The 26,923-nt window shown below is 66.6% G+C and carries 25 protein-coding genes; 12 read left to right on the top strand and 13 right to left on the bottom strand.

What is annotated here, in order from left to right:
* The first annotated feature begins 59 nt into the window (after positions 1-59).
* A complete protein-coding gene (locus AC5RT8_RS02515) occupies positions 60-1,496 on the top strand; it encodes an SDR family NAD(P)-dependent oxidoreductase (protein WP_494094120.1) in 1,437 nt (478 codons plus the stop codon).
* On the opposite strand, the gene AC5RT8_RS02510 is transcribed toward AC5RT8_RS02515, so the two are convergent.
* Positions 1,475-4,261, bottom strand: a complete 2,787-nt coding sequence (locus tag AC5RT8_RS02510; RefSeq protein WP_494094119.1) for a cation-translocating P-type ATPase — start codon at positions 4,259-4,261, stop codon at positions 1,475-1,477. The two genes, AC5RT8_RS02515 and AC5RT8_RS02510, sit on opposite strands and share 22 nt — an antisense overlap.
* A gap of 195 nt (positions 4,262-4,456) precedes the next feature.
* Here AC5RT8_RS02510 and AC5RT8_RS02505 point away from each other — a divergent pair, with 195 nt between their 5' ends.
* The 3 genes from AC5RT8_RS02505 (at position 4,457) to pepN (ending at position 9,867) form a co-directional block, all read left to right on the top strand.
* Positions 4,457-5,470, top strand: a complete 1,014-nt coding sequence (locus AC5RT8_RS02505) for a YeiH family protein (protein ID WP_494094523.1) — start codon at positions 4,457-4,459, stop codon at positions 5,468-5,470.
* Between the two features lie 64 nt (positions 5,471-5,534).
* Complete coding sequence (locus tag AC5RT8_RS02500; protein ID WP_494094118.1) at positions 5,535-7,253, top strand: glycosyltransferase family protein; 1,719 nt, start codon at positions 5,535-5,537, stop codon at positions 7,251-7,253.
* A 4-nt stretch (positions 7,254-7,257) separates the two neighbouring features.
* Positions 7,258-9,867, top strand: a complete 2,610-nt coding sequence (gene pepN / locus AC5RT8_RS02495; protein WP_494094117.1) for an aminopeptidase N — start codon at positions 7,258-7,260, stop codon at positions 9,865-9,867.
* A gap of 36 nt (positions 9,868-9,903) precedes the next feature.
* On the opposite strand, the gene AC5RT8_RS02490 is transcribed toward pepN, so the two are convergent.
* From AC5RT8_RS02490 to AC5RT8_RS02465, 6 genes are all read right to left on the bottom strand, one after another.
* Positions 9,904-10,242 carry a cupin domain-containing protein gene (locus AC5RT8_RS02490; RefSeq protein ID WP_494094116.1) on the bottom strand — a complete coding sequence of 113 codons (339 nt, stop codon included), beginning with the start codon at positions 10,240-10,242 and terminating at the stop codon, positions 9,904-9,906.
* Positions 10,243-10,301: 59 nt separating this feature from the next.
* Complete coding sequence (lplAB, locus tag AC5RT8_RS02485; protein WP_494094115.1) at positions 10,302-11,378, bottom strand: lipoate-protein ligase LplAB; 1,077 nt, start codon at positions 11,376-11,378, stop codon at positions 10,302-10,304.
* Between the two features lie 114 nt (positions 11,379-11,492).
* Positions 11,493-11,750, bottom strand: a complete 258-nt coding sequence (locus tag AC5RT8_RS02480) for a type B 50S ribosomal protein L31 (protein ID WP_494094114.1) — start codon at positions 11,748-11,750, stop codon at positions 11,493-11,495.
* A 131-nt stretch (positions 11,751-11,881) separates the two neighbouring features.
* A complete protein-coding gene (locus AC5RT8_RS02475; protein ID WP_494094113.1) occupies positions 11,882-12,781 on the bottom strand; it encodes a hypothetical protein in 900 nt (299 codons plus the stop codon).
* Positions 12,782-12,877: 96 nt separating this feature from the next.
* Positions 12,878-13,681, bottom strand: a complete 804-nt coding sequence (locus tag AC5RT8_RS02470) for a TrmH family RNA methyltransferase (protein ID WP_494094112.1) — start codon at positions 13,679-13,681, stop codon at positions 12,878-12,880.
* An 11-nt stretch (positions 13,682-13,692) separates the two neighbouring features.
* Positions 13,693-14,481, bottom strand: a complete 789-nt coding sequence (locus AC5RT8_RS02465; RefSeq protein ID WP_494094111.1) for an ABC transporter ATP-binding protein — start codon at positions 14,479-14,481, stop codon at positions 13,693-13,695.
* 129 nt (positions 14,482-14,610) lie between these two features.
* On the opposite strand from AC5RT8_RS02465, the gene serB reads away from it, so the two are divergent.
* The gene (gene serB, locus AC5RT8_RS02460) at positions 14,611-15,516 is read left to right on the top strand and encodes a phosphoserine phosphatase SerB (RefSeq protein ID WP_494094110.1); all 906 of its coding nucleotides are present in this window, start codon (positions 14,611-14,613) and stop codon (positions 15,514-15,516) included.
* Here the strand turns inward: serB and AC5RT8_RS02455 are convergent.
* Positions 15,513-16,277: an SDR family oxidoreductase gene (locus AC5RT8_RS02455; RefSeq protein WP_494094109.1), complete on the bottom strand. Its 765-nt coding sequence runs from the start codon at positions 16,275-16,277 to the stop codon at positions 15,513-15,515. The genes serB and AC5RT8_RS02455 overlap by 4 nt on opposite strands.
* A 122-nt stretch (positions 16,278-16,399) precedes the next feature.
* Complete coding sequence (locus AC5RT8_RS02450; RefSeq protein ID WP_494094108.1) at positions 16,400-17,128, bottom strand: beta-ketoacyl-ACP reductase; 729 nt, start codon at positions 17,126-17,128, stop codon at positions 16,400-16,402.
* Positions 17,129-17,265: 137 nt separating this feature from the next.
* On the opposite strand from AC5RT8_RS02450, the gene AC5RT8_RS02445 reads away from it, so the two are divergent.
* The 3 genes from AC5RT8_RS02445 to AC5RT8_RS02435 are packed head-to-tail and all read left to right on the top strand — an operon-like array spanning position 17,266 to position 18,777.
* Positions 17,266-17,649, top strand: a complete 384-nt coding sequence (locus tag AC5RT8_RS02445) for a DUF3099 domain-containing protein (protein ID WP_494094107.1) — start codon at positions 17,266-17,268, stop codon at positions 17,647-17,649.
* A 9-nt stretch (positions 17,650-17,658) separates the two neighbouring features.
* A complete protein-coding gene (locus tag AC5RT8_RS02440; RefSeq protein ID WP_494094106.1) occupies positions 17,659-17,904 on the top strand; it encodes a hypothetical protein in 246 nt (81 codons plus the stop codon).
* Complete coding sequence (locus AC5RT8_RS02435) at positions 17,905-18,777, top strand: SURF1 family cytochrome oxidase biogenesis protein (protein WP_494094105.1); 873 nt, start codon at positions 17,905-17,907, stop codon at positions 18,775-18,777.
* Positions 18,778-18,843: 66 nt separating this feature from the next.
* Here the strand turns inward: AC5RT8_RS02435 and AC5RT8_RS02430 are convergent, their stop codons facing one another.
* Positions 18,844-20,442 carry an ABC-F family ATP-binding cassette domain-containing protein gene (locus tag AC5RT8_RS02430; RefSeq protein ID WP_494094104.1) on the bottom strand — a complete coding sequence of 533 codons (1,599 nt, stop codon included), beginning with the start codon at positions 20,440-20,442 and terminating at the stop codon, positions 18,844-18,846.
* A gap of 253 nt (positions 20,443-20,695) precedes the next feature.
* Here AC5RT8_RS02430 and AC5RT8_RS02425 point away from each other — a divergent pair, with 253 nt between their 5' ends.
* From AC5RT8_RS02425 to ypfJ, 4 genes are read left to right on the top strand one after another with little or no spacing between them, the layout of a single operon-like run.
* Entirely contained in the window at positions 20,696-21,349 is a 654-nt protein-coding gene (locus AC5RT8_RS02425; RefSeq protein WP_494094103.1) for a biotin transporter BioY, read from the top strand.
* A complete protein-coding gene (locus AC5RT8_RS02420; protein ID WP_494094102.1) occupies positions 21,349-22,056 on the top strand; it encodes an energy-coupling factor ABC transporter ATP-binding protein in 708 nt (235 codons plus the stop codon). Before AC5RT8_RS02425 ends, AC5RT8_RS02420 begins: the two co-directional genes overlap by 1 nt.
* A 56-nt stretch (positions 22,057-22,112) precedes the next feature.
* Positions 22,113-22,706 (top strand): energy-coupling factor transporter transmembrane component T, encoded by a 594-nt coding sequence (locus AC5RT8_RS02415; protein ID WP_494094101.1) that lies wholly within the window; start codon positions 22,113-22,115, stop codon positions 22,704-22,706.
* Between the two features lie 10 nt (positions 22,707-22,716).
* Entirely contained in the window at positions 22,717-23,619 is a 903-nt protein-coding gene (gene ypfJ, locus AC5RT8_RS02410; protein WP_494094100.1) for a KPN_02809 family neutral zinc metallopeptidase, read from the top strand.
* A 262-nt stretch (positions 23,620-23,881) separates the two neighbouring features.
* Here the strand turns inward: ypfJ and AC5RT8_RS02405 are convergent, their stop codons facing one another.
* The 3 genes from AC5RT8_RS02405 to AC5RT8_RS02395 form a co-directional block, all read right to left on the bottom strand.
* Positions 23,882-25,633 (bottom strand): HNH endonuclease signature motif containing protein, encoded by a 1,752-nt coding sequence (locus AC5RT8_RS02405; RefSeq protein WP_494094099.1) that lies wholly within the window; start codon positions 25,631-25,633, stop codon positions 23,882-23,884.
* A 272-nt stretch (positions 25,634-25,905) separates the two neighbouring features.
* Complete coding sequence (locus tag AC5RT8_RS02400) at positions 25,906-26,469, bottom strand: RNA 2'-phosphotransferase (RefSeq protein ID WP_494094098.1); 564 nt, start codon at positions 26,467-26,469, stop codon at positions 25,906-25,908.
* 123 nt (positions 26,470-26,592) lie between these two features.
* The gene (locus AC5RT8_RS02395; RefSeq protein WP_494094097.1) at positions 26,593-26,922 is read right to left on the bottom strand and encodes a metal-sulfur cluster assembly factor; all 330 of its coding nucleotides are present in this window, start codon (positions 26,920-26,922) and stop codon (positions 26,593-26,595) included.
* Between the last annotated feature and the right edge of the window lies 1 nt (position 26,923).

Here is a 26,923-nt window from a genome sequence, read left to right as displayed (position 1 = left end):
GGCGCACACGGTGCGCCTGCACTGTGGATCCTCCGGTGCCGATGAGCGTAAAGGCCCCCATGAGTACCCCTGAACTAAGCCCGGAAGACATCTCTACCGCACTGAAGGTCCTGGCCTCCATCCATGTCCTGGATGAAGAGAACCCCGACTACGTTGCCGTCCGGCGGGCCACCGCCAAAATGTTCAAGTCCGTTAAGAAGCACCGGAAGAACGAAAAGCGCTCCGCCGTCGCCGAGGCGGACCGCGCCGTCGTCGCCCTCACCGCCACCGGTGCAGCTGACCGGATCGATGATGAAACGCGCGGTGCCCAGCTCACCAGCGCCGCCCACGGTCCGTCCGCCGGAACCCTCCTGAAGCCGCGCAACTGCTACATCTGCAAGCAGCCCTACACCGTGGTGGACGCCTTCTACCACCAGCTCTGCCCCGAATGTGCCGGCTTCAGCCACACCAAGCGCGATGCCCGCACGGACCTGACCGGCAAGCGTGCGCTGCTGACCGGCGGCCGGGCCAAGATCGGCATGTACATTGCGCTGCGGCTGCTGCGCGACGGCGCACACACCACCATCACCACCCGCTTCCCCAAGGACGCGGCCCGCCGCTTCGCCGCGATGGAGGACTCCGCCGACTGGCTGCACCGGCTGCGCATTGTCGGCATCGACCTGCGTGACCCCGCCCAGGTCATTTCCCTGGCCGAGTCCGTGGCGGACGCCGGACCGCTGGATATCCTCATCAACAACGCAGCGCAGACCGTGCGCCGTTCTTCCAATGCGTACCGCCCGCTGACCGACGCGGAACTGGCGCCGCTCCCGGACGGCCCCATGCCCGAACTGGTCACGTTCGGCCATACCTACGATGCGCACCCGACGGCCCTGGCCGGGTCCGTTGCCGCCCATCCCGTGCTTGCGGCCGATGCGGTCACCGCGCTGGCGCTCACCGCCGGCTCCTCGTCGCTGGCCCGGATGGAAGCCGGAACGGCTATCGACGCCGGCGGGCTGGTGCCGGACACCGCTCCGATCAACAGCTGGACGCAGGTGGTGGACCAAGTGGATCCGCTGGAAATGCTGGAGGTGCAGCTGTGCAACGTCACGGCGCCGTTCCTGCTGGTGAACCGGCTCCGCCCGGCCATGGCCGCATCCGAAGCACGGCGGAAGTACATCGTGAACGTTTCTGCCATGGAGGGCCAGTTCTCCCGGCGCTACAAGGGCCCCGGCCATCCGCACACCAACATGGCCAAGGCGTCGCTGAACATGCTTACCCGCACCAGCGCCCAGGAAATGCTGGAAACGGACGGCATCCTGATGACCGCGGTGGACACCGGCTGGATCACCGACGAACGTCCGCACCCCACCAAGGTGCGCCTGGCCGAGGAGGGCTTCCACGCACCGCTGGACCTGGTGGACGGCGCGGCCCGGGTCTATGACCCGATCGTGATGGGTGAAAACGGAGAAGACCAGTACGGGGTCTTCCTGAAGGACTACAAGCCCTCCCCCTGGTAGGACACGGGAGCCTGCTCCGGCCGGCGGCCGCGCCGCCCGGCCAGGCGCTGGACTGCCTTGCCGAGCTCCGAGACCACCAGCACGGTGGCGCCGACGCCGATGCACAGCATCCACTGCGCCGAGGTCAGCGGCACCGTGTCGAAGATGCCCGAAAAGATGTCCAGCTCCACCACGAGGATCTGCAGCACCACGACGGCGACAAGGGACACCCAGACGGCCCGGTTGGTGAAGGTCCGCAGCGTGAAGATGCTGCCCGTTTCGGAGCGGACATTGAGCAGGTTGAATACCTGGTAGAACACGAAGGTCGTGAAGGCCATGGTGCCGGCGAAGTCGGTGCTGCCGGCGCTCTCCGGGAACCAGCGCGGCGCGTTGACCAGCACCGTACAGGTGCCCACGGCCATGACGATGCCCAGCATTGTGAGCACAGCGATCCGCCGCCCGGTCAGCAGGGGTTCGCCCGCCGGCCGGGGCGGACGTTTCATGACTTCCGGATCGGTGCGGTCCACGCCCAGGGCCAGTGCAGGCGGGCCGTCCATGATGATGTTCACCCACAGGATCTGCAGAGCGGTGAAGGGCGCCCCGCCGGCAAAGCCGAAAGTTGCCGCCGCAAGGAAGATCAGCACGAACCCCCAGGCGGTGGTCAGCTGGAACCGGACGAATTTCAGGATGTTGTCGTAAATGCCGCGGCCTTCTTCGACTGCGGCCACGATGGTGGCGAAGTTGTCGTCGGTGAGGATCATCTTGGCCGCACCCTTGGAGACATCGGTGCCCGTGATGCCCATGGCAATGCCGATGTCGGCCCGTTTCAGTGCCGGTGCGTCGTTCACGCCGTCGCCCGTCATGGCCACGATGTAGCCGTCGGCCTGCAGCGCCGTCACGATCCGGATCTTGTGTTCGGGGGAAACCCGGGCCAGCACCCCGAGGTGCGGGGCCTGCCGGCGCAGCTCGTCATCATCCATGGCGTCAAGCGCCGTGCCGGCGGCGGCCCTGCCCTCGATCCCGAGGTCCCTGGCAATGGCCGAAGCCGTGACCAGATGGTCGCCGGTGATCATGTGCACATCGATCCCCGCCTGATGCGCCCGGGCAATGGCCTCGGCCGCCTCCTGCCGGGGCGGGTCCAGGATCCCGACGACGGCGTACAGCACCAGGTTCGAGGCTTCGGCAAAGAGTGCTTCCGGACTGGACGGCAGGGGTGCATCAAGAACCCGCCCGGCTACGGCCATGGTCCGCAGGCCCGCATTGGCCAGCGACTCGACGTCGCGGGAAATACGTGCACGTTCCTCCGCATCCAACGGCACCGGACCGTCCGGGGTCTGCAGGAAAGCCGCCCGGTCCAGGACGACGCCGGGCGCTCCCTTCACGTTGCAGGTCACGGCGGTGCCGTCACCGCGGTTGAACGTAGCCATGAACTTGTAGTCGGAATCGAACGGAACCTCGGCCACGCGGCGGTGGGTGGCCCGGGCGCCGGCAACGTCGATGCCGCCCTTTTCCGCCAGCACCACCAGGGCTCCCTCGGTCGGGTCGCCGGTGAGCCTGCCGTCCTCGACCGAGGCGTCGTTGCACAGCGCCATGGCCAGATACGCCTCGGGGGGCAGCGGGGCTGCCTGGCCGTCGGGGCTGAGGATCTTTCCGTCGGTGGAGTAGCCGTTCCCGGTTACCCGGAAGCGGCGGCCGGCGGGCGAGTAGAGCCGCCGTACCGTCATCTCATTGAGGGTGAGCGTGCCGGTCTTGTCGGTGCAGATCTGTGACGTGCTGCCCAGGGTTTCCACCGCAGCCAGCTGCTTGATGATTGCCCCGCGCGCAGCGAGCCGGGAGGCGCCCATGGCGAGGGTGAACGCCACGACGGCGGTCAGCCCTTCGGGAATGGTGGCGACGGCCAGCGAGACAGCGGTCAGGAACAGGTCCTCCCAGCTGTCTCCGCGCAGCAGCCCCAGCACGAAGACGAGGGCAACCACGGCGAAGGCGATATAGGTCAGCACCCGCGCCAGCTGGTCGATGCTGCGCTGCAGGGTGGTTTTTTCCTCCCGGGTGCTTCCCAGCAGGTGGGCGATGGTGCCGATCTGGGTGTCCATGCCGGTCCCCGTCACCAGCAGCACTGCGCGCCCGCGGGTCACGTCCGTGTCCATGAACAGCAGGTTGACGCGGTCCGCCACCGGAAGCTGCGGATCGGAAAGCGCCGCCGCCGCCTTGTTAGTGGGCTGAGACTCACCGGTGAGGGCCGCCTCGGCCACCTGCAGGCGCACGGCCTCCAGCAGCCGTCCGTCCGCGGGCACACTGTCCCCCGCCTCCAGCAGCACGACGTCGCCGGGAACCAGTTCCGTCCGCTCCACGGTGGCCGGGCTGCCCGCACGCAGCACCCGGGCGCTGGCCACGGACGCATTGCGCAGGGCTTCGAGGCTGCTTTCCGCCCGTTGTTCCTGCACGTAGTTCAGCGAGGTGTTGAGGATGATCACGAGCAGGATCACCACGGGGGTTTCCCACTCCCGGGAGACAACGGCACTGACAACCGCGGCAATGATCAGGACGATGGTCAGCCGGTCCGAGAGCAGCGCCAGGATCTTCCGCCACGCCGGCACTTTCCTGCCCTCGGCGAGCTGGTTCGGCCCGTGACGCTGCCGGCGCTCCCGGACCTCGTCGGCGTCGAGCCCGGTTTCCGGGTCCGTGCCCAGCGCCGCTGCAACCTCGGCGGCGGGGTATAACCACGGGGATTCGAGGATCGTGTCGGAGGCGCCGGCAATGTCCCGGCGGTTGTCCTGGGGACTCATGGTCGCTTCCCCCGATGGCTTGAGGATGGTGCCCCCATGGTAGCAACGGAGGGGCGGCCCCCAGTACGGCCGGTCCCCGGATCGCCGACTTCCGTGCACAGCGGACGCCGCCGGGGTGCATCGGGCTTTGGAGAACGGAGCGGACTACGGCAGGCTGGAGACGTGCCAGCCTCCCCCGCCCCTTCCCCGCCTGCGCTGCCTTCCTTCCCCGCCCGCGTGCGCGGCACCGTTCCGGGGCTGCTGGCCTCGGCCGCCGCCGTCGCCGTGTCCTACCTGCTGCACCTGCTCCTGCCGGCAGTTCCGGTCCTGACCGCAGCTGTGGTGCTGGGGCTGCTGGCCGCCAATCTGCCCGGACCCGCGGCGCAGGTGACAGGTGCCTGGAAGCCGGGGCTTGCCGTGGCCGCGCGGAAGTTCCTGCGCCTCGGCATCGTGCTGCTGGGGTTGAAGGTCTCCCTGGTGGACATTGCCGGACTGGGCTGGTCTGCACTGGTGCTGATCGTGGTCCTGGTGCTGGCGGCCTTCGCGGGCACCTACGGCATCTGCCGGCTGTTTCGCCTGCCCGGGGATGAGCCGGTGCTGATAGCGGCAGGCTTTTCCATTTGCGGCGTCTCCGCCGTCGGAGCAATGGCCGCCGCCCGCAGGACCCGCACTGAAGACACAGTGGTCCCGGTGGCCCTGGTGACGCTGTGCGGCACCCTGGCCATCGCGGTGCTGCCCGTGGCGGCCGGGTTCCTGGGGCTGCCGCCGGAGGTATTCGGTTCCTGGGCCGGAGCGTCGGTGCACGACGTCGGGCAGGTGGTCGCCACGGCGCAGACCGCAGGGGCGGCGGCACTGGCCGCAGCCGTCGTCGTGAAGCTGGCCCGGGTGGTGCTCCTGGCGCCGATGACCGCCGCTGCCGGTCTCCTCGTCCGCCGAACCGATGCGCCGGGCCCTGCCAAAGGCAAGCGGCCGCCGCTGGTTCCGCTATTTGTCCTGGGCTTCCTCGCGCTGATCCTGGTCCGGACCTGGGGTGTGCTGCCCGGAGCGGTCCTGGACACCGCTGCGTTAGTGCAGGAGCTGCTGTTTGCGGCGGCTCTCTTCGCACTGGGGGCAGGCGTCCGGTTCCGGACGGTCGCCGCCTCCGGTGTCCGTGCGGCCGCAGCCGGGTTGGTTTCCTGGCTGCTGGTCTCCGGCCTGGGGCTGGCCGTAGCACTGCAGCTGGCCGGATGACGGGATCACGTTCCTGATAGGATTTACCAGCCCGATTCTCCAACGGCTTCCAAAGGACACGGCCATGCCCGATGAAGGCGCAGCGAACGATACTGCCGAGGGCGTGAAGCGGCGGCATGCTCCGCCTTTCCGCTGGGCTCCGCCTCTCCGCAGAGATTCGTCTCTCCGCCGGGCTCCGTGGCCGGCACGGCTTCCGGCCATCGCCGGGTTGGTCTTTTGCGCCGTCATCCTCTGGGCCCTGCTGAACAACCTGGTCAATCCGCATTACGGTGCCTCCCGCTACTCCACCGGCTGGTCCCTGGCCGCAGCTGCGGTTGTCCTGTTGCTCCTGTCCGCCCTGTACCTGCTGCTGCGGAACGTCCGGTTCCCGTCCGTGCACAGGCTTTGGTCCGTCGCCGCGTGGACAGCCCTTTGGGCACTGCTGCTGGCCGTACAAATGCGGGTGGCGTACGCCGTCCGGATCCCGGCGGACTGGGATTCCTACGCCGTCTACACCTCCGCGGCCGGGCTGGCCCAGGGAACGCTGGAATCGGTGGACGGCTATTTCCAGGTCAATCCGAACAACCTCCTTCTCACACTGCTGGTTGCCGCCTACTTTGAGCTGGTGTTGTCGCTGGGCTTCAGCGACCTCACCATGGCTACGGCATTCCTCAACGGGCTGGTGCTCTTCAGCGGAACAGTGCTGACCTATGGTGCGGCACGTATGCTGGCCGGCCGGAGGGCAGCAGCGCTCACGCTCCTGCCGTCCACGGTGTTCCTGATGCTGTCCCCCTGGGCAGGAGTGTTGTACTCGGACACGGCGGGCGTGTTGTTCACCTCCCTGGTCCTGTGCCTGCTCCTGGCGGCGGCCCGCTCCTCCCGGCGTGCCGTGCAGGTTCCGCTGTGGATACTGGCCGGCGGGATCGCCGCCGTGGGCTACGGGGTCAAACCCACCGTCGTCATAGGCCTGGCGGCGGCCGGCATCACGGCACTGTGCCTGCTCGTCCGCAGAAGGAAGACCGCTGTCCTGCTCACCGCCGTTGCCGTGGTGGGCGGAAGCTTCTTTATCGGCCACTCCCTCATCGGGGAGTATGAACGCCGGTCCCCCGCCGTCGGCTTCGACGTCGCCTCCAACCCGCACGCAATGAATCCCGGGCACTTCCTCATGGTCGGCTCGCAGGCTTCGGAAGGTCCCCACGGCCCGTACTACGGCGCCTACAGCCAGGCGGACTACCTCAGCACGGAGGCCATTGAGGGGCAGGAGGAGAAATTCAGGAACGGGGTGGAGACCTACGCGGACCGCGTGGCGGAAATGGGACCGGGAGGCTACCTTTCCTTCCTCAACCACAAACTCCTCTGGGTGACCGGGGACGGCTCGTTCTTCAGCTGGGGCGAAGGGCGGGTAACCGCCGATAACTTCCTCTCCCAAGATCCGGCCGACCGCGGTATCCAGGACCTGCTCGGCGACACCCGTCCCCACTTCCAATGGATGCTCTCCATCTGGCAGGGAACCTGGTTCGCCGTCCTGGCCCTCGTAGCCCTGCCGCTGTTCCTGCGGACGCCCAGGCTGCTGCGCCCGGAGCTTTCCGCACTGCGGATTGCCCTGCTCGGGCTGCTGCTGTTCCTCCTGTTCTTCGAGGCCCGTTCCCGGTTCCTCTACCTCTACGCTCCGTATTTCATCGTTCTTGCCACCGTGTCCTTCTGCGCCGCTGCGGACCGGCTCCGGGCCCGGCCGCTGAGGAAACGCCTGCGGCCCTCCTCCCGTCATGAGGCAGCACCGGCTCCCAAAGAAGTGATTGAATGAACAGGTGCCTAACCAGAACCTGAGCCGTGACGAAGCCGCCCTGCGGTCCCGCCTGTTGTCCGTGACCTCCTACGACGTCCATCTGGACCTGGGGAATGCCGAAGACCCCGATGCGGCCGGCTTCCGGACCCGCAGCACCATCACCTTCAGCTGTTCGGAGCCCGGCGCGGCGACATTCCTTGATTTCATCCACGGCGGGGTCACCTCCGTTGTCCTGAACGGCGCCGAACTGGACTTGGCGGAGGCCGTCGACGCCTCCCGGATCCACCTGGCGGGCCTGCAGGCGGAAAACACGGTGACCGTCGACGGTACGGCCCTCTACAGCCGCAGCGGTGAAGGACTCCACCGGTTCCGCGACCCTGCGGACGGTTTGACCTACCTTTACACGCAGTACGAGCCGGCCGACGCCCGGCGCGTGTTTGCCGACTTCGAGCAGCCGGACCTCAAGGCATCCTTCCGTTTCACCGTTACGGCGCCGACCCGATGGGAAGTGGCCTCCAACGGCGTTCAAACGCAGCGGACGCCGCTGGGCGACGGTACCCTCAGCCGCTGGGAATTCGCCCCCACCCAGCGCATCTCCACCTACATCACCTCAGTGCTGGCCGGACCCTACCACCGGGCCGACGACGAGTGGTCCCGCCGGCTCGAGGACGGTACGGACCTGCGGATACCCCTGGCCGCCTACTGCCGCTCCTCGCTGGCCGAGTACTTCGACCCGGAAAACATTTTCGCGGTAACCAAGCGCGGGCTGGACTACTTCCATGAGCTCTTTGACTACCCGTACCCCTTCGGCAAGTACGATTCCGCCTTTGTGCCCGAGTACAACCTGGGCGCCATGGAGAACCCCGGCCTGGTGACGTTCACCGAGGCCTACGTCTTCCGGTCCCGCGCCACCGAGGCACAGTACGAGGCCCGGGCAAACACCATCCTGCACGAAATGGCGCACATGTGGTTCGGGGACCTGGTCACCATGAAGTGGTGGGACGACCTGTGGCTGAAGGAATCCTTCGCGGATTACATGGGTGCGCTGGCAGTGGACCGTGCCACGGACTTCACGAATTCCTGGGTCAGCTTCGCGAACCGGCGCAAGGCCTGGGCCTACGTCCAGGACCAGCTGCCCACCACGCACCCGATCGTTGCCGATATTCCGAACCTGGAAGCGGCCAAACAGAATTTCGACGGCATCACCTACGCCAAGGGTGCCTCCGTCCTGAAGCAGCTGGTGGCCTACGTGGGCTTTGATACCTTCATCGAAGCGGCCCGGGGATACTTCCGTGAGCATGCCTTCGGCAACACCACCCTCGCGGACCTTCTCACCGCCCTGGAGACGGCATCCGGCCGGGACATGGCACTGTGGTCCGCCCGGTGGCTGCAGACCGCCGGCGTTCCGGTCCTGGTCCCGGAGACGGAAACCGACGACGGCGGCGCCTACACTTCCGTGGTCATCCGGCAGAACGCGCCGGATCCGGTCAGCGGTGAACAGGTTCCGCGGCCGCACCGGCTCCGCATCGGGCTCTATGATTTCGATGCCGCCGGCGCCCTGGCCCGCATCGACAGTGTGGAACTGGATGTCGCCGGTTCCCGGACAGAAGTGCCTGAGCTGATCGGCAGGCAGCGTCCGGCCCTGCTGCTGTTCAACGACGAGGACCTGACCTACGCCAAGATCCGCTTCGATGACGCGTCACTGGCCACCCTGATGGAATCCCTGCACCGGCTGAGCGATCCCCTGGCCCGGGCCATCACCCTGTCGGCACTGTGGAACAGCGTCCGCGACGGGATCCTCAGCGCCAAGGACTACGTACGCCTGGTCCAGCGCGTATCCGCGCAGGAAAGCGGTGCCGGGGTGCTGCAGGTGCTGCTGGACAACGCCCTCGCCGCCATCGAATACTACGCTCCGGCACCGCTCCGGGAAGCGTTGCGCGAGGAGTTCGCCGCCCATATCACCGACCAGCTTCAGGCAGCGGCGCCCGGCAGCGACCGGCAGATTATCTGGGCGAGGGCAGCAGCGGGTGCGGGGCGGCGCAGCAGCACCCACAACGGGCTGCTGCGCGGACTGCTGGACGGCAGTGCCGGCGTCGAGGGCCTGGCCGTGGACTCCGACCTGCGCTGGCGTCTGTGGGTGGCCCTGGCCGCAACCCGGTCGGCAACCCGAGCGGAACTGGACGCGGAACTCGAGCGCGATACCACCGCGTCGGGGCGGGTGGGGCATACCACCGCTGCGGCGGCATTCCCCGACCCCGAGGTCAAGGCTGCCGCCTGGCAGGCTGCGGTCCACACGGATGCCCTCTCCAATGAGCTGCTTTCGGCCACCATTACCGGATTCGGCCTGGGCAGCCATGAGCTGCTGGACCCGTACCTGGACGACTATTTCGCTTCCCTCACCGAGGTGTGGGCCGGGCGCAGCATTGAGCTGGCATCACGCGTGGTCGCCGGGCTCTATCCGGGACACCAGGACGCGGCTCCCGGAACGGCGCCGGCGGACCATCCGGTGGTGCAGAAGTCGGTTCAATGGCTGGAACTGCATCCCCAGGCTCCGGCGGCACTGCGGCGGATCATCATTGAACAGCAGGACCAGCTGCTTCGTTCCCTGCGCGTCCAGGCAGCGGCCCTGTAGTTCCGCGGGCTGCGGTGGCGCTGCTGCGGTATCCGGTCAGGCGAGCTGGGGTTTGGCCACGGTGAGGAGGATGGCCGAGTCTTCCAGTGCTGCCACGGAGTGCCGTGCCTGGGGAACGATCAGGAGGTCTCCCGCGGAGCCGTCCCAGGTGTTGCCCTCCGCGGCGAGGGATACCCGGCCCTTCAGGACAAAGACCGTGGCCTCGCCCGGATTCTCATGCTCGTCCATGACAAACCCGGCCCGAAGGGCGATCACCGTCTGCCGCAGCACATGCTCGTGTCCGCCGTAGACCGTGGACGCGCTGCGTCCGCTGGCCGCCTGCCGGGATGATTCCATGTGCTGGCGGGCGAGGGCGGTCAGCGACTTTTTCTCCATGCCCGCAGTCTAGGCCCGCGGACCGCACCGGGGTAGCCGGGCGGTCCGCAGGGCCAGGGTTACGGTACCCGGCTGAGCCACTCCTGGGTATCGAATTTCTCCGCGACCTTTTCCTCGGCGAGGGCCAGCTCCTCGTCACTGATGCCGGCCTCCACTGCTCCGTAGCGGGCGGCGAAGGTGTCCATCATGGTGGCAATGATGTCCTCACGGGAGAGCCCGGTTTGGCGTTTGAGCGGATCCACCCGTTTCTTGGCACTGGTAGTGCCTTTGTCCGAGAGTTTCTCCTTGCCGATCCGCAGCACCTCGACCATCTTGTCCGCGTCAATGTTGTAGGACATGGTGACGTGGTGCAGCATCCCGCCGCTGCTGAACCGCTTCTGGGCGGCGCCGCCGATCTTGCCCTGGTCGGTGGCCATGTCATTGAGCGGAACGTACCAGGCGGAGATGCCAAGCTTTTTCAGGGACTCCATGACCCAGGCATCGAGGAAGGGGTACGAATCCGCGAAGCTCAGGCCGTCCACCAGGGACTGGGGAACGTATAGGGAGTAGGTAATGGCATTGCCGTGTTCCATGAACATGGCACCGCCGCCGGTGATGCGGCGGACGACCGTCACCCCGTGCCGTTCCGCCCCTTCGGGATCCACTTCGTTCTTCAGGGACTGGAAGCTGCCGATCACCACGGACGGAGATTCCCATTCCCAGAACCGGAGGGTCGGATTGCGCTTGCCGGCACCGACTTCCTCCGCCAGGACTTCGTCCATTGCCACGTGCATGTGCGTGGAGAGCGGAGTGGGCGGGATGATCTCCCACTGGTGGTCACCCCAGCCCGTGGCCTTGCCCAGGGCACGGCGCACGGTAGTGGCTACAGCCTCCGGCGAAAAACCGAAGAGGACCACATCCGGCGACAGCCGGGAGCGGACGGCAGCGGCAATATCGCCGAACGGCGTCTCGGCGGGCAGGCCCTCGAGGGCGGCATTGATGTCCTTGAGCGCTTCATCCGGTTCCAGGAAGAAGTCGCCGCCCAGGGAAACATCCGCCAACCGGCCGTCGCGGACGTCCAGGTCCACGACAACGAGTTTGCCGCCGGGGACTTTGTATTCTCCGTGCCGGCGTCCGCTGTGTTCTGCGCTTGCCATCAAGACTCCTTTGCTCCGAACCGGTAACGGGACCGGATGGCCCCCTTATAGGGAAAGGCCCGCCGGGCTGATGCCGGCGGACCTTTCCATGTACTGCTGTGTTTCCGTTCCTGGCTACTTCTTGGTGCCGAAGCCCTTGAAGCGTGCGTTGAAGCGCTCCACGCGGCCGGCGGAGTCCATGATGCGCTGCTTACCCGTGTAGAACGGGTGCGATGCGGAGGAAATTTCCACCTCGATGAGCGGGTAGGTGTTTCCGTCTTCCCACTCGATCGTCTTGGAGGACGTGGCGGTGGAGCTCGTCAGGATCGCGGTGTCGGACGCGAGGTCACGGAAGACAACCGGGGCATACTTGGGGTGGATATCAGACTTCACAGTTTTACCTTCTTTTGGTGCCTGGATTTTGCCAGGCACAGTGTGGTGGAAAGCTTTGTTGGCCGGATATTCGGCCAGCAACCCATACTAGCGCATTTCGTTCCCGGGCAGGAAACGCTCCGGCGCGGGATTCAGGACAGTCCCGGGGTGCCCCACTGTGCATTGACCGCAGTGATGGTCGAGGTGATTCCCTGGTTCAGCCCGGTGATGTCGATCCGGACGGGACGGTAGTAATCGTCCAGGTAGAGCGAGAACGAACCCGCCGGCAGGACGGCGGACGACTCCGTTTCCTGCCCGGTTTCCGGGGCGGTCCCTGCGGTGTCGAAGCTGCCGCGGATCTGCGTATAGGCCCCGCCGTCCAGCTGCGCACCGTAGCCGACTTCCACTGCAGCCGCGGAGGCTAGCAGGGCAGCCACCTTTTCCGGCCGCACGGTCAGTTCGGCGGCATCGGCGAGGACCGCGGCATAGGCTTCTTCGGCTGAGCCCTCCGGGTCCGCAGGAATGTCCTTGCCGTCCTTGCGCAGCGTCCGCTGCCCGTCCCGGATGCTGACGGCAAGGTCCTGGTCCGTGTGCTCCAGGGTCATGGCGAAACCCGGCGCAGTGGCGAAGCGGACACTGTAGGTGCCTGCCGGCAGCCAGCTGGTGTCGGTCTGCAGGGTCTGGATCCCGCCCTCCCCCGCAGCCATGGCCGCGGAGACGCAGGCACCCGCTTCCTCACCGGGCATCGGGTCCGGATCCCGGCGCAGCAGCCACTGGCAGGCATCCTGGACCGGCTGCGGCATTCCGGTCTGGCTGCCGGTGACCCCGACCCGCGGCGGCGGAGCTGCCGTGGCGGGAACGGAAAGCGGCTGCCGCGAGGCGGACGGGGACGGTTTTGCCGCAGGGGGAACGGAGGCCGACGGTGAGGCTGACGCCGATGCCTCCCGCTCCTGCAGCTGCTGGGCTGTGGGTCCGCAGGCTGAAACCGTCAGCAGCAACGCGGCCCACAACGCCAGGGCCTTTCCCTGCCGAGTCCGCGCACTGGGTTCCATGGCTGCTCCGCTGACATCCTCAAAGGGGTGGGTGACTGGGCACAGTCTGGCACCTGGGGAGCTGCAGGGTAAGGGCAGCGGACTGCCCGGCACGGATTAGGGGCGGCACTCCCAGAAAGCCACCGCGCTGGCGGCCGCCACGTTCAGTGAGTCGACCCCTCCGCTCATCGGGATGCGCACCGCCAGGTCGACGCCGGCAAGGGTGGTTTCGGCGAGCCCGTCGCCTTCGGTGCCAAGGACCAGGGCAAGACGCTCGTCGCGGCGGGCGCTGAGTTGGTCCAGGGTCAGGGAGTCCTCGCGCAGGGCCAGGGCCGCCGTCACAAACCCGGCGTCCCGGAGCTGGCCGAGCTGGCCGGGCCAGTCCGTCAGGCGGACCCAGGGAACCTGGAACACGGTGCCCATGCTGACCCGGATGGCCCGGCGGTACAGCGGATCCGCACAGCGGGGCGTGACGAGGACGGCGTCCACCTGCAGGGCTGCGGCGGAGCGGAAAATGGCGCCGATATTCGTGTGGTCGACGATGTCTTCGAGGACGGCGATGCGGCGGGAGGTGGCCAGCAGCCGGGACAGCTCCAGCGGAGCGGGCCGCTCCATCGCAGCCAGGGCGCCGCGGTGCAGATGGAACCCGGTGATTTCTTCAAGCATTTCGGCCGTGCCTACGAAGGCAGGCACCTCGGGGAACCGGTCCAGGATGTCCTGCAGGTCCGGAAGCCATTTCTCGGCCAGGAAGAAGGACCGCGGACGGTGGCCGGCGTCGACGGCCCGGCGCAGGACCTTGGAGGACTCGGCAATGTACATGCCTTCCTCCGGCTCGCGCCGCTTCCTCAGGGACGTGTCCGTCAGGGAGGTGTAGTCGGAAACCCGCGGATCATCCGCGGACTCCAGGTACTGAAGGCTCACTGCGGGGTTTCCTAGCTGCGCCGGGCAGTGGCCGAATACCGGCCGCCCTCGCGGCGCAGTTCCAGCGGCAGGTCGAAGGCCGTGCTCAGGTGCTGTTCAGTGAAAACCTCGTCGATGGGACCGGACGCCACGACGCTGCCGTCACGCAGCAGCAGCGCGTGCGTGAAGCCGGTGGGGACTTCTTCGAGGTGGTGGGTGACCAGCACCATGGCGGGTGCTTCCTCGTCACGGGCGAGCTCGCCGAGGCGGAACAGGAGGTCCTCCCGGCCGGCGAGGTCCAGCCCGGCGGCCGGCTCGTCCAGCAGCAGCAGTTCCGGGTCGGTCATCAGGGCGCGGGCGATCTGCACGCGCTTGCGCTCTCCCTCGCTGAGGGAGGAGAAGCGGCGGTTCATGAAGGTGGACATGCCCCACTCATGCAGGAGGTTGAAGGCCCGGCGCTCATCGAGCTTTTCGTACTTTTCCCGCCAGCGTCCGGTCATCCCGTAGGACGCCGTCACCACCACGTTGAGGACCGTCTCGTCGTCGGGGATCTGGCCGGCAAGTGCGGCGGAGGCCAAGCCGATGCGGGGGCGCAGTTCAAACACGTCCACTGCTCCGAGGACTTCCTCCAGGATGCCCGCGACACCGCGGGTGGGGTGCATCCGACCGCCGGCAATCTGCAGCAGCGTTGTCTTCCCGGCGCCGTTGGGGCCCATGACCACCCAGCGCTCCCCCTCCTTGACCTGCCAGTTCACGCCGTCCAACAGGGTCTTGCCGCCGCGCACAACGCTGACGCCGGCAAATTCAAGAACATCACTCATAGCACTAGACATTAGGCTAAGGAAAGGGGCATTGGCGAAACGATACGCCGCAGCGGCCGTTCGGATGCGGCCTCCGATCCCCCCGCACCGCACCGGTGCCAGAGTGACGAACCGAGCAGAACGGAAACCATGCCGAACTCCCCCGAATACAGTGTCGTCAGCTACGGGACGGATCTGTCCGACGCCTATCTGGGCGCGGTGCAGGCTGCCGTCTCCGGCCTGGGTGCGCGGATCCTCGAACTGGAGAACGCCGCCGGGGACGGTTTCACTGTGTCCAAGCTTTACGTGGGGTACGACGGCGGCCTGTCCCGGCTGCGGCGCACGGTGGCCGCAGCTGCGGCAGCCGTACCGGCAAAGCCGGGCGGCGAGCACAGTGCCGTGGTGCCACCGTCGCTGCTGGAGGAAGCCCGCAAGCTGCTGGTGCTGGATGTGGATTCGACCCTCATCAAGCAGGAAGTCATTGAACTGCTGGCAGCCCACGCGGGACGCGAAGCGGAGGTGGCGGCCGTGACCGAGGCGGCCATGCGTGGTGAACTGGACTTTGCTGCAAGCCTGCATGCCCGGGTGAAGACCCTGGCCGGACTGCCGGCATCCGTCATAGATGACGTGGCATCAAAAATTGAACTTTCCGACGGCGCCGAGCTGCTGGTGAAGGAATTCCTGGCCGCCGGGCACGGAGTTGCCGTTGTCTCCGGCGGGTTTACCCAGGTGCTGGACCCGCTGGCCGACCGGCTGCGGCTCAGCTTCCGGCGGGCAAACGTGCTGGAGATCGAGGACGGTGTGTTGACCGGTGCGGTGTCCGGAGAGGTGGTGGATCGCTCGGTCAAGGCCCGCTCGCTGGCCGAATGGGCGCGGGCACTGGATGTGGCACCGGAGCACACCATTGCCGTCGGTGACGGGGCCAACGACCTGGACATGCTTGCGGCGGCCGCACTGGGCGTGGCGTTCAACGCCAAGCCGGCAGTGCAGGCCGCCGCGGATGCCGTGCTGAACCTGCCCCGCCTGGACCTGGTGCAGCACTTCGTGACGCTCTAGGCCGGCTCGCCCGCTGCGCCTGCGGTCAGGTAGTCGGCGCCGCCCACATATTCGGTGTGGCCGGAAGCAACATCGGCGGTCGCCATCCGGGCCACCTCGGCGCCGAACTCGGCCACGGAGTACAGCTTGCCGGCTTCCTCGCGGCGTGCTTCGATGGCGCCGGGGTTGGCCCGGTCCAGGAGCGTGGCCGTGACGGTTCCTTCGATCATGTCGCCGGAGACCACCACGAGGGTGATGCCCTTCTCCTCGAGCTGCGGCAGCAGGGCGCGAAGGGCGTCTTCACCGGCACGCTTGCTTCGGGCCACGGCCTCGTATTCGGGCATGGTCGGCACCGAGGCAATGAAGTGCGCCTGGTGGCTGGTAACGAAGACCACCCGCGAACCGGCCGGCATGACCTCAACAGCCGCAGTAAGCATGTTGACCTGCGCGTCGCGGTTCAGCTTCAACGCGTAGTCCTCGCCCATGCCGGTTTCCATGCCGCCGGAGGCATTGAGCACCAGAACGTCGAGACCGCCGAAGTTCTCCTGCGCTGCAGCCACGAGGGCTGCCGGGCCTTCCGCGACGGTGAGGTCCGCGCCCACCGCCACCGCACGTCCGCCGTCGGTCTCAATCGCTGCAACCACCTTGTTGGCGCGCGGGGCCTTCTGGCGGTAGTTGACGACGACGCCGGCACCCTCGGCGGCCAGGAAACGCGCCACCTCGGCTCCGATTCCGCGTGATGATCCGGTGACAATCGCGGCTTTGCCTTCCAGCAGGCCCATGGGATCTCCTTTTTGTTGAAACTACCTAAATGTTCAGCTCTCCGAACCCATCCTGCCAGCCGGTGTCCCGGCCGGCAGTTGAGGAAACCTCCAAGGAATCGGGAACAGTGCGTGCGCCGTGGCTAGTGCCCCATGCCCAGGCCGCCGTCAACCGGGATGACTGCACCGGAAATATAGCCTGCCTCGTCGCCGGCGATCCAGCGCACCACGTTGGCGACTTCCTCAGGCTCGGCAAACCGGCCTGCGGGGATGGAGGACAGGTAGTTTTTCTGGGTGTCTTCGGGCAGTGCTCGGGTCATATCGGTGTTGATGAATCCCGGTGCCACGACGTTGGCCGTGATGTTGCGGGAGCCCAATTCGCGGGTCAGCGACCTGGCGATGCCGATCAGCCCGGACTTCGATGCGGCGTAGTTGATCTGTCCGGGCGAACCGTAGAGGCCCACCACCGAGGAGATCAGCACCACCCGGCCCTTCTTCATCCGGAGCATCCCCTTGGAGGCGCGCTTGACCACGCGGAAGGCACCGGTGAGGTTGGTGTCGATCACGTCGGAAAAGTCGTCTTCGCTCATCCGCAGCAGCAGGGTGTCCCGGGTGATCCCGGCATTGGCCACGAGGACTTCAACAGGCCCGTGGGCGGCTTCCACCTCGGTAAACGCGGCGTCCACGGATGCCATATCCGTCACATCCGCCTTGACGCCCAGCATCCCGTCCGGAACCTCTCCGCTGCGGTAGGTGATGGCCACGCGGTCCCCCGCGGCGAGGAACGCTTTGGCTATGGCCAGCCCGATTCCGCGGTTTCCTCCGGTCACCAGGACGCTGCGGCCGGATACGTTCTCTGGGGTGTTCTGCACGGATGTTCCTTCTTTCAGCCAGCGATTGGGGGTTTCCTCGATCCTACGTGCGCCGGATTCAACTTCTGCAACGCCGCCGCTAGTGAGAGAATGAACGAACCTGTTTAGAGGGTGAGGAAGACTACCGATGGCTACTGATGGCTAGGGACACAAACCGCGGGGAAAGCGTTCCCAGAATCACCGATGCACCCAGCCCGCACACGGATGAAATGCGCACCCGCATGATTAAGTACGGCGTGTCCATGGGCATCCGCGTGGTCTGCCTGTTCCTGATGTTCTTTGTCCACGGCTGGCTGTTGTGGGTGGTGATTGCCGGAGCGGTGGTGCTCCCCTATTTTGCCGTCATCATGGCCAACGGCGGCTCGGACACCCGCCTCATGACCGCCTCGGATGCGATGATAGACCGGCCGCCGGCCGGCGTGCTGGATGCCCCGCGGGCGGCCGAAACGCCCGAAGACACCCCCGAAACCACTGTGTTGCCGGGCGAAATCGTAGACAACGACAACGAAGATAAGGCCTGATCCTCCAGCATGAACCTCCTCGATTCCCTCTCCGGCACCCCGGACGCAGGCCCCGGCACACCGGTGTGCTCCCGGAAAGCCTGCCGGCACAACGCAGCATGGCGGCTGCTGTGGAACAACCCGCGGATCCACACCCCGGAACGCCGCAAGACCTGGCTGTCCTGCGAGGAGCACCGCGAATGGCTGGAGGATTACCTGCGCACCCGCGGCCTCTGGAAGGAAACCCTCCCGCTGGGCGAAGGCGGGATGGAGTAGATGTACCGGTTCCTCTTTTCCGCCCGCTGGTTCGGGTGGTTCGTGCTCGTCTGCGTGCTGGCGGCCGCCTGTGTCAGCCTGGGTCTGTGGCAAATGGAGCGCCGCGAAGCGTCCCTGGCCGACACCGCCCGCATCGAGAACAATTACGACGCCGCCCCCGTGCCGTACGGGGAGGCCGAAAAGTACTTCGACAGCTATGACGAATCGGCCGAGTGGCTGCCCGTGCGGCTTGAGGGCACCTACGATTCCACCGAGCAGTTCATCGTCCGCAACCGTCCGCTGAAGGGCCGGCCCGGCTATGAGGTCCTGCTGCCGCTGAAGCTCGACGACGGCACCAGCGTGGCCGTCAACCGCGGCTGGCTCCCGATCGGCGACAACGAAGCCGGACATCCGGACAGCATTCCGGCAGCACCGGAGGGCCGGGTCAGTGTGGTGGCCCGGATTAAGGCCGCCGAACCGACGCTGGACCGCGGCGCACCCGAAGGGCAGCTGGCATCCATTGATCTGGCCGCCTTTTCCCGGGAACTGGACTATCCGCTGCACCAGGGTTCTTACGGGCTGATGGCAAGCGAGGACCCGAGCCCCGCCGTCGTTCCCGAAGCAGCCCCGCGGCCGGAAGTGGATGAAGGCCTGCACCTGTCCTACGGACTGCAGTGGTACGGGTTTGCGCTGATGATGTTCATCGGCCTGGGCTATGCCGCCCGGCAGGAAGCCCTGAACCGGTATTACGACGGCGTCGACGACGAGGACGACGATGACGACGACATCATTGCCGCCGTCCCGCCGCCTTCCCGGCGTCGTCCGCCGCGGAAGAAGCGCGGCCCCACGGGCGAAGAGGAAGAGGACGCCATCCTGGACGCCCAGGGGTATTAGCTCCCGCAGACAACAGCGGCCCTGCTCCGATGGGAGCAGGGCCGCTGTTGTCTGTGAAGGGTCCGGCTAGGCCAGGGTCACCAGGTCCAGGTAGTTTTCGTTCCAGTGGTCCTCGTCGCCGTCCGGCAGGAGGACCACGCGTTCCGGGTTCAGCGCCGCAACGGCGCCCTCGTCGTGGCTGACCATCACCACGGCGCCGGTGTAGTTGCTCAGGGCGCCCAGGATTTCGGCACGGGAGGCCGGGTCCAGGTTGTTGGTGGGTTCGTCCAGGAGCAGGACGTTTGCCGAGGACGCGACAATGGTGGCCAGGGCCAGGCGGGTCTTCTCGCCGCCGGACAGGACTCCGGCTTTCTTGTCGACGTCGTCGCCGCTGAACATGAACGAACCCAGGACGCTGCGGACCTCGGCGTCGTCCATATCCGGGGCCGAGGAACGCATGTTCTCCAGCACCGTCCGGTCCGTGTCCAGCGTCTCGTGCTCCTGGGCGTAGTAGCCCACCTTGAGCCCGTGGCCGGGGATGATTTTTCCGGTGTCCGGCTGGTCCACGCCGGCCAGCATCCGCAGCAGGGTGGTTTTGCCGGCACCGTTCAGGCCCAGGATGACGACCTTCGACCCGCGGTCGATGGCCAGGTCCACGTCGGTGAAGATCTCCAGCGAACCGTAGCTTTTGCTGAGGCCCTCGGCCATCATCGGGGTCTTGCCGCAGGGAGCCGGATCCGGGAATCGCAGGGCTGCGACGCGGTCGCTGGCACGGACGGCGTCGAGGCCGCCCATCAGGCGGTCCACGCGCTTGAGCATGCTCTGGGCGGCCGAGGCGCCGGAGGCGCGGGCCTTCATCTTGTTGGCCTGGGCCAGCAGGATGCCGGCCTTCTTTTCCGTGTTGGCACGCTCGCGCTTGCGGGCCCGCTCATCCGTCTCGCGCTGGACCTTGTAGCGCTTCCAGTCCATGTTGTAGATGTCGATGGTGGCGCGGTTCGCATCCAGGCTGAAGACCTTGTTTACGGTTGCTTCCAGCAGTTCCGTATCGTGGCTGATCACGATCAGGCCGCCGGTGTGGTTCTTCAGGAACTCCCGCAGCCAGGCGATGGAGTCGGCGTCGAGGTGGTTGGTGGGTTCATCGAGGAGCATCGTTTCCGCGTCGGAGTACAGGATGCGGGCGAGCTCCACACGGCGCCGCTGGCCGCCGGACAGTGTGCTCAGCGGCTGGTTCAGCAGCCGGTCCGGCAGGGCCAGGTTGGCGCAGATGGAGGCCGCTTCGGACTCCGCCGCGTAGCCGCCCGCAGAGAGGAACTCCGCCTCGAGCCGGTCATAGCGGTTCATGGCCTTGGAGGAGATCTTGGGATCGTCGCTGGCCATCTCGTCCTGGCACTTCTTCAACTGTGCGGAGACTTTGTCCAGGCCCCGTGCCGAGAGGATCCGGTCCCGGCCGAGCTGTTCCATGTCCGGAGTGCGGGGATCCTGGGGCAGGTAGCCGATTTCGCCTACGCGCTTGACGGTACCGGCAGCGGGGAGTCCCTCACCGGCGAGGACCTTGGTCAGGGTGGTCTTGCCGGCGCCGTTGCGGCCTACCAGCCCGATTTTGTCTCCCTTGTCAACACGGAATGAAACCGCTTCCATGAGCAGACGTGCGCCTGCACGCAGCTCGAGACCAGATACGGAAATCACTCAGTGGACCTTTCGAAGGTTTTTGTCTTGCAGATACGCTGCGCGGTGCGCGGGCCTCGAAACGGTGGGAATCCACCGAGGCGGGAGGGTCACAGAGACCGGTCTTGGAGGCCTGGTTGGCCGGAACAGCCTTCCCAGTCTAGCCGCCGGAGTCCGTTTGTAGAAAACCTCCAATGGAATCCCGCTAATGCGCAGCTAGTGTTCGAAACGTTAACCGGTCCGTTTTTCTTCCCTCCCAAGGAAAAGTGCAGCGATGAACAACACTTCGGCCGATGCGCCGCGCTCCGTCTCCGGTGCCGCCGGACAGGGCTCTTCCGTCCCCGGGCCGCTTCCCAGACGCCGGCGGTGGACGTCTGCCGACCTGTCACTGATTGCCGTCTTTGCGGCCCTCACCGCGGTATTCTCCATCCTTCCCGGCGTGCCGCTGGGTGCCGGGGTGCCGATCACCCTGCAGACCCTCGCGGTGATGCTGACCGGGATGCTTCTGGGGCCGGGACGCGGGGCTGCCGCCGTCGGACTCTTCCTGCTGACCGGCCTCGCCGGGCTTCCGGTCTTCAGCGGGTTCAGCGGAGGCCTCGGTGTCCTGGCCGGTCCGTCGGCCGGCTACCTCCTGTCCTTCCCTGCGGCCGCCGCCGTCGTCGGACTGCTGACGCGGCTGGTGGTGCGGCGCCGTGCACGGGCCGTCCTGCTGTTCGCCGCAGCGCTGGCCACCAGCTTCACCGTGGTGCATCCGGCCGGGATTGCGGCCCTGATGATCAACGCGCATCTGTCCTTCCCCGCGGCGCTGGCAGCGGATATGGCCTTCTGGCCCGGGGACGTAATTAAGAACGTCCTCGCAGCCGTCGTGGCAGTCAGCGTCTTCAAGGCCTTTCCGTCGATGGCGGATCCGAAACGCCGGAACCGCTGATGCCCTCCATCCTGCTGCAGGACGCCTGTGTGCTGCCCTCCGCGTCCGGCGGCGGGGCGGGCGTTCCGGTCCTTCACCCTCTTTCGCTGGAGCTGTATACGGCTCGAACCGCCGTCATCGGCTCCAACGGTTCGGGTAAATCAACGTTGCTGAAGTTGTTGAACGGACTCGTGCTGCCGGATTCCGGCACGGTCACTGTGGATGGCCTGGACACTGCCCGGAACGGGGCGGACGTGCGCCGGCGCGTCGGGTTCGTCTTTACCGATCCGCTGTCGCAGCTTGTGATGCCCACCGGGCGGGACGACGTCGAGCTGTCCCTGCGCGCCACGATCCGGAACCGGACGCAGCGGCGGGCTGCGGCGGAAGCCCGGCTGGAGGCGCTGGGGCTGCTGGAACTGGCAGACCGGAGTATCTACGACCTTTCCGGTGGTGAACGGCAGCTCATGGCGCTGGCGTCGGTGCTGGCGGTTGAGCCTGCCGTGCTGGTGGCGGATGAGCCCAGCACCCTGCTGGACCTGCGGAACACCGCACGGCTGAGGCGGGTTTTCGCCTCGCTGCCCCAGCAGGTTATCTACACCACCCATGACCTGGACTTTGCCGCCGATGCGGACCGGGTGCTGGTCATGGACGGCGGAACAGTGGTATTCGACGGCGGTCCGCGAGAAGCCATAGCTGCTTACCGTGCACTGTCCCTGGAGGCGCGGTGAAACGGTCGGCGCGGTCTGTGGATCTGCTCGGTGCTTATCGAGAGGGTACTTCCGTAGTGCATACGGCTCCGCTGGGGCTCAAGGCCGGTGCCCTGGTTCTCCTGTCAGGGGCCGTGCTGGTGCTGCGTTCACCTGCGATGCTGGCCGCCGCCGTCGTTCTGGTCCTGACGGCGTATGCTGCCGCACGCCTGCTGCGGCAGTCCTGGGTGCCCTTGCATTCGATGTGGCCGGTCCTGGTGCTGCTGGGGGCCTTCCAATGGTGGTCTTCCGGTGTGGCGGCAGCCCTCCTGGTGACCGGAAATATTGCTGTCTGTGTGACGGCGGCCCGGCTTCTCATGCTGACGACTCCCCCGCAGGACCTCCTGGAGGGCCTGGTGACCCTGGCGCGTCCGCTGCGGCCTCTTGGTGCGGACCCGGAACGGTTCGGACTGACGTTGGCGCTCATGCTGCGCAGCATTCCGTTTCTCCTTGGCTCGGCCAGGGATGTCCGGGAATCGGCCATGGCGCGCGGGCTGGAGCGTAATCCTCGTGCCCTGACAGTTCCTGTGGTTATCCGTGCGGTCGGGTACGCCCGGCAGACCGGTGATGCGCTTGCTGCCCGCGGTATCGGCGATACGCCTACGGCAGAGGTTGCTTCGGGCAACGGATAATCTGAGTGGCATGAGCTTCAATAACAACGCACGCCTGGATTCTTCCCGTGTCAGTGACCGGCGCGGCAAGGGCAAAGGCATCGCTGTAGGCGGCGGACTGGGCGGCGGCCTGCTGCTGATCCTTTCGCTGTTCTTCGGATCGGACGTCATTGACGGGCTGGGCCTGAGCGACGGTTCCGGCGTAGCTGCCGGCCAATCGCAGTCCGAAAGTATCGACACCTGCCTGAACGGCGAAGACGCCAACGAACGGCTCGACTGCCGCATCCTGGGTACTGCCGAAAGCCTTGACAGCTTCTGGGCACCGTACCTGGCCGGTTACGGCCTGACCTACACCGAACCCGGTGTGGTCCTCTTTACGGACCGGACCACCACCGCCTGTGGTTCTGCCTCCAGTGCTGTCGGTCCGTTCTACTGCCCTGCGGACGAGCAGACCTACTACGACACTGCATTCTTCTCTGACCTTGTCACGAGTTACGGGTCCTCCGGCGGTCCGCTGGCGCAGGAATACGTAGTTGCGCATGAATTCGGGCACCATATCCAGCAAATCACCGGCTCCAGTGCCGGGCGGAATGCGGATCCGCAGGGAGCAGATTCTGCGTCGGTGCGTACCGAGCTGCAGGCCGACTGTTATGCCGGTCTGTGGGCGCGGCATGCAGCTGAGTCGCCTGCTCCGGGTTCGGACGTGCCTTTCCTCGCGCCGTTTACTGAAGCGGACATCACCGATGCCCTCTCCGCTGCCTCAGCAGTGGGCGACGATCGTATTCAGGCTTCGGCTACGGGGCAGGTCAACCCTGAAAGCTGGACCCATGGTTCCAGTGCCCAGCGTCAGGCGTGGTTCCTTGCGGGGTACAGCGACGGCGGCAGCCTGGAATCCTGCGATACCTTCAGCGCTGCGGACCTGTCCCGTCCGTAGGTTCTGCCCGCAGGGCGTCCGGTTCCGGGGTCAGTTTGGTCTGGGAGTCGTCTGCCCGGGGCCGTCTGCCTAAGGCTTTTTGGGCATAGGAGCCCGGCAGGACTAGTAGGCTGCCGCGCGTCCCTTGGGTTTGCCAGGGCTAGGCCACCTACGCCCCTCCGGACCGCTCGGGCCGGATCTGCCTAGACATGCCGCTTTACTCCGACGCCCTATCCCCGAAAGCAACGGCCTCTGGACACGCACTCCGACCAGCCAGTCCGGATCAGAACGGCGGTCGGGCGTCGTTCATGGCTTCGACCGTCGCTTCGGCCCTGGCTTCTGCCGTGTCCGGGCTTGGTGGCACCGCTCGTGAGTGTCCCAGCTCCAGGAACGGTTCGGTGCGGTAGGTCCGTCCGGTAGGTGAGGTCCAGTCGATCACCCCGGGTTCGGGTTGGCAGGCTTTCCAGTAGCCAAGGGTCTTGAACCGGTGGTGCCTGCGGCACAAATGTTCAAGGTTCCCGTGCTCCGTGGGTCCGCCGTTGGCCCAGTCGGTGGTGTGGTCGATTTCCGAGAGTGCGGTGCTGACCCGGCAGCCGGGGAACCGGCAGGTTCCGTCCCTTGCACGTAACCAGCGGGCCAGTCCGGCGGGGACTTTCCGCCGTCTTCCGACGCCGAGGATTTCTCCGGTGTCCGGGTCCCGGGCCAGTCCGGTCCAGTGGAGGGCGTTACGGGCCAGCCGCCGTGCTGCCTCGGCGCTGATGGGTCCGTAGCCGTGCAGTTCTGCGGGCTGTTCGTCGGCTCCGAAGAGGGTTTCGGCGTTGATCAGGACCATGATCTCCGCCCGCGGCAGGACACCGAGGCCGTCCTCACCGCCTGGGTCATTGTCCGTCTTTACCCCCGGCCCGTCGGGTCCGTTGTCTGCGTTCGTCTCGTGGTCCGCACCGGTTCCATCGGGTCCCCAGCTCTCTTCGGTTTCGCCCGTTCCACTGTTCCGGTGCCCTTTGTCCCGACCATCTCTTTCGGGACCGTCCCCGGTCCGGCCGCTCCCAGTCCGGCTGCTCCCGGTCTTGCTGGCCGTACTACCGGTTCCACCCGCCCTATGCGATCCGAGGCCGCCCATCAGCAGCTGGGTCAGGATGTCCGCGCGCAGCTGGTCCCGGGTCCGCGGGTCCCCGTCGGCTTGCTCACCCTGGGCAGCAGTACTCAAGGCCGTGTAAATCTGCTGTGCTTCGGCTGCCCGGAGGTGGGCAGCCAGCCAGGACATCCCGTCCTCATCCCGGTCCAGGATCACCCGGCGCTTCTCGAAAGCGCTCAAATGCCGTTCCGGGACGGTCTCCGGATACCGGTTCTCCCGCAGATGCCGGGCCTTGGCAGAGAACTGGCCCCGGGTCTTCCCCGCAGCAGCCGTGAGCAGGTCAGCCTCGAAGCCGGGCAGCACGTCGGCGGGAAGGTTCTGGGTCTGGTCCAGCACCACCTGCGCATGCCTGTAGCTGAACTGTCCCTGTTCGAGCCTGGCCAGGGTTGCGGTGTGCGTGTCGCAGAGCCTGCCGGCTTCGGACATCATTCCCTGCGCGGTGGTCTGCGGAACGTTCAGGATGGTCGCGCATTCACAGGACGCCAGGCTGAAGGCCATGCCCGGGTCCACGCTGAGCACCGTACCGTCCTCGGTCTGGAAACTCTCGAGGAAGAGTTCCTCCATCCGGTGCATCAGCCTCACTTGCTGGGCCTGGGCCCACCGGATCAGATGCGCCACCCGGGCGAGGGCATCACCGGTGGTGTGTTCGTCGAAGGCTTCCAGGTTCTGCAGGGCCAGCACCCCGGTGAAACCGTCCGGGTAGCCGGAGCCAGGCGCGGCAGGTGAGTCAGGACCGGTAAGACCAGCAGGCCCGGCATCCCCGGCAACCAGTTCCGCCCGATACACCGACAAAGTGCAGGCCGAGCGGGCCGCATCGGATTCACCAGCAGCACCACCCGCCTGTCGGTCTTCGCCCGCCTGATCTTCGGTTATCCGTCCGGTGTTCCCGTCCTGATCCATGCTTAAGGATTTCATCCGGCACTGACATTTCCGGCCCGAACTCAGGCTAAAACCGGCCCCTCCGGAAACCCAAAATACCTGTCTTTCGTACGCCATTACCTAGGTCGGAAACTGTAAGGGGCTGGCCCGCGACCGGACTGGTGGGGCTGTCCTGGATGCCCGCCTCACTAGCCCGCCCGAGGAGCCACCTGCGACTACCCTGCCCCCAACTAGCCCCCAAGGAACACGCCAGCCCCAAGGAACACCAGCCCCCCAACGAACCCGCCCGCCGCTCAGCCTTCCGGCATCCCCAGTGCGGAAGCCACAATGGGCCCGGACAGCCAGACGCCCGACGCAGACCGGTAGAAGGTGCAGCCGGCTGACGCCGCGATGGGCGTATCCACCGTCAGGATCACCGGATCGGAGTCTTTCCGCCGGCCGACCTGACGTGCCTGCTCAACGGTTTCCGCGAGGTGGACATACTGCCGCTCCATAGGCAGGAGCCCGGACGCACGGATGAAAGGAAGGGCCGCACGGGCAGTGCCGTGGAAAAGCACCGCAGGCGGCGAATCCGGTTCCCCTCCCGGTTGGACAGCTACGGAGTGGCCGTGCACCGCACGGATCCGGCCGCCGTACATCTGGTGACGCTTCTTCTCCGCTGCGTCAAGAACCTCCTCAAGCACCTGCACGTCAACGGATTCCCAGTCCGGACCGAGCCGGTGCAGGGCGCTGACCATATCATCCACCGGCGCCCAGCCCTCCGGGTCGAGCGTCAACGAGTATTGCTCCGGTGCATGGCGGAGGGCATGGGACAGTACCCTGCTGATTTCCGTCCGGCTCGGTGTCGGCGCCCTCATAGGTCCCGTTCCAGCTGGACCGGCCGCACTGCTGTTCCCCATGACGGACACGGTAACACGCAGCAAGGGCCGCTCCCCCGACTTGGGGAAGCGGCCCTTGCATGGCGTGCAGTTCGGAACCGTCTAGATGTTGAAGCCCAGGGCCCGCATCTGGTCGCGGCCGTCGTCGGTGATCTTGTCAGGTCCCCACGGCGGCATCCATACCCAGTTCAGGCGCCATTCGTCGACGACGCCGTCCAGTGCCTGGGCGGTCTGCTCTTCAATCACGTCGGTCAGCGGGCAGGCCGCCGTCGTCAGTGTCATGTCGATCAGCAGCGCGCCGTCCTCGGCGTACTTGAGTCCGTACAGCAGACCGAGGTCAACGACATTCACCCCCAGTTCGGGGTCAATGACGTCCTTGAGGGCCTCTTCAACGTCCTCGATGGACGTGGAGGCCAGGTCGGAGTCGCTCATT

This window comes from Arthrobacter sp. Ms25 (assembly GCF_059090365.1).
Note: the sequence above shows the minus strand (reverse complement) of the source record. Positions and strands in the feature narration are given on the sequence as shown.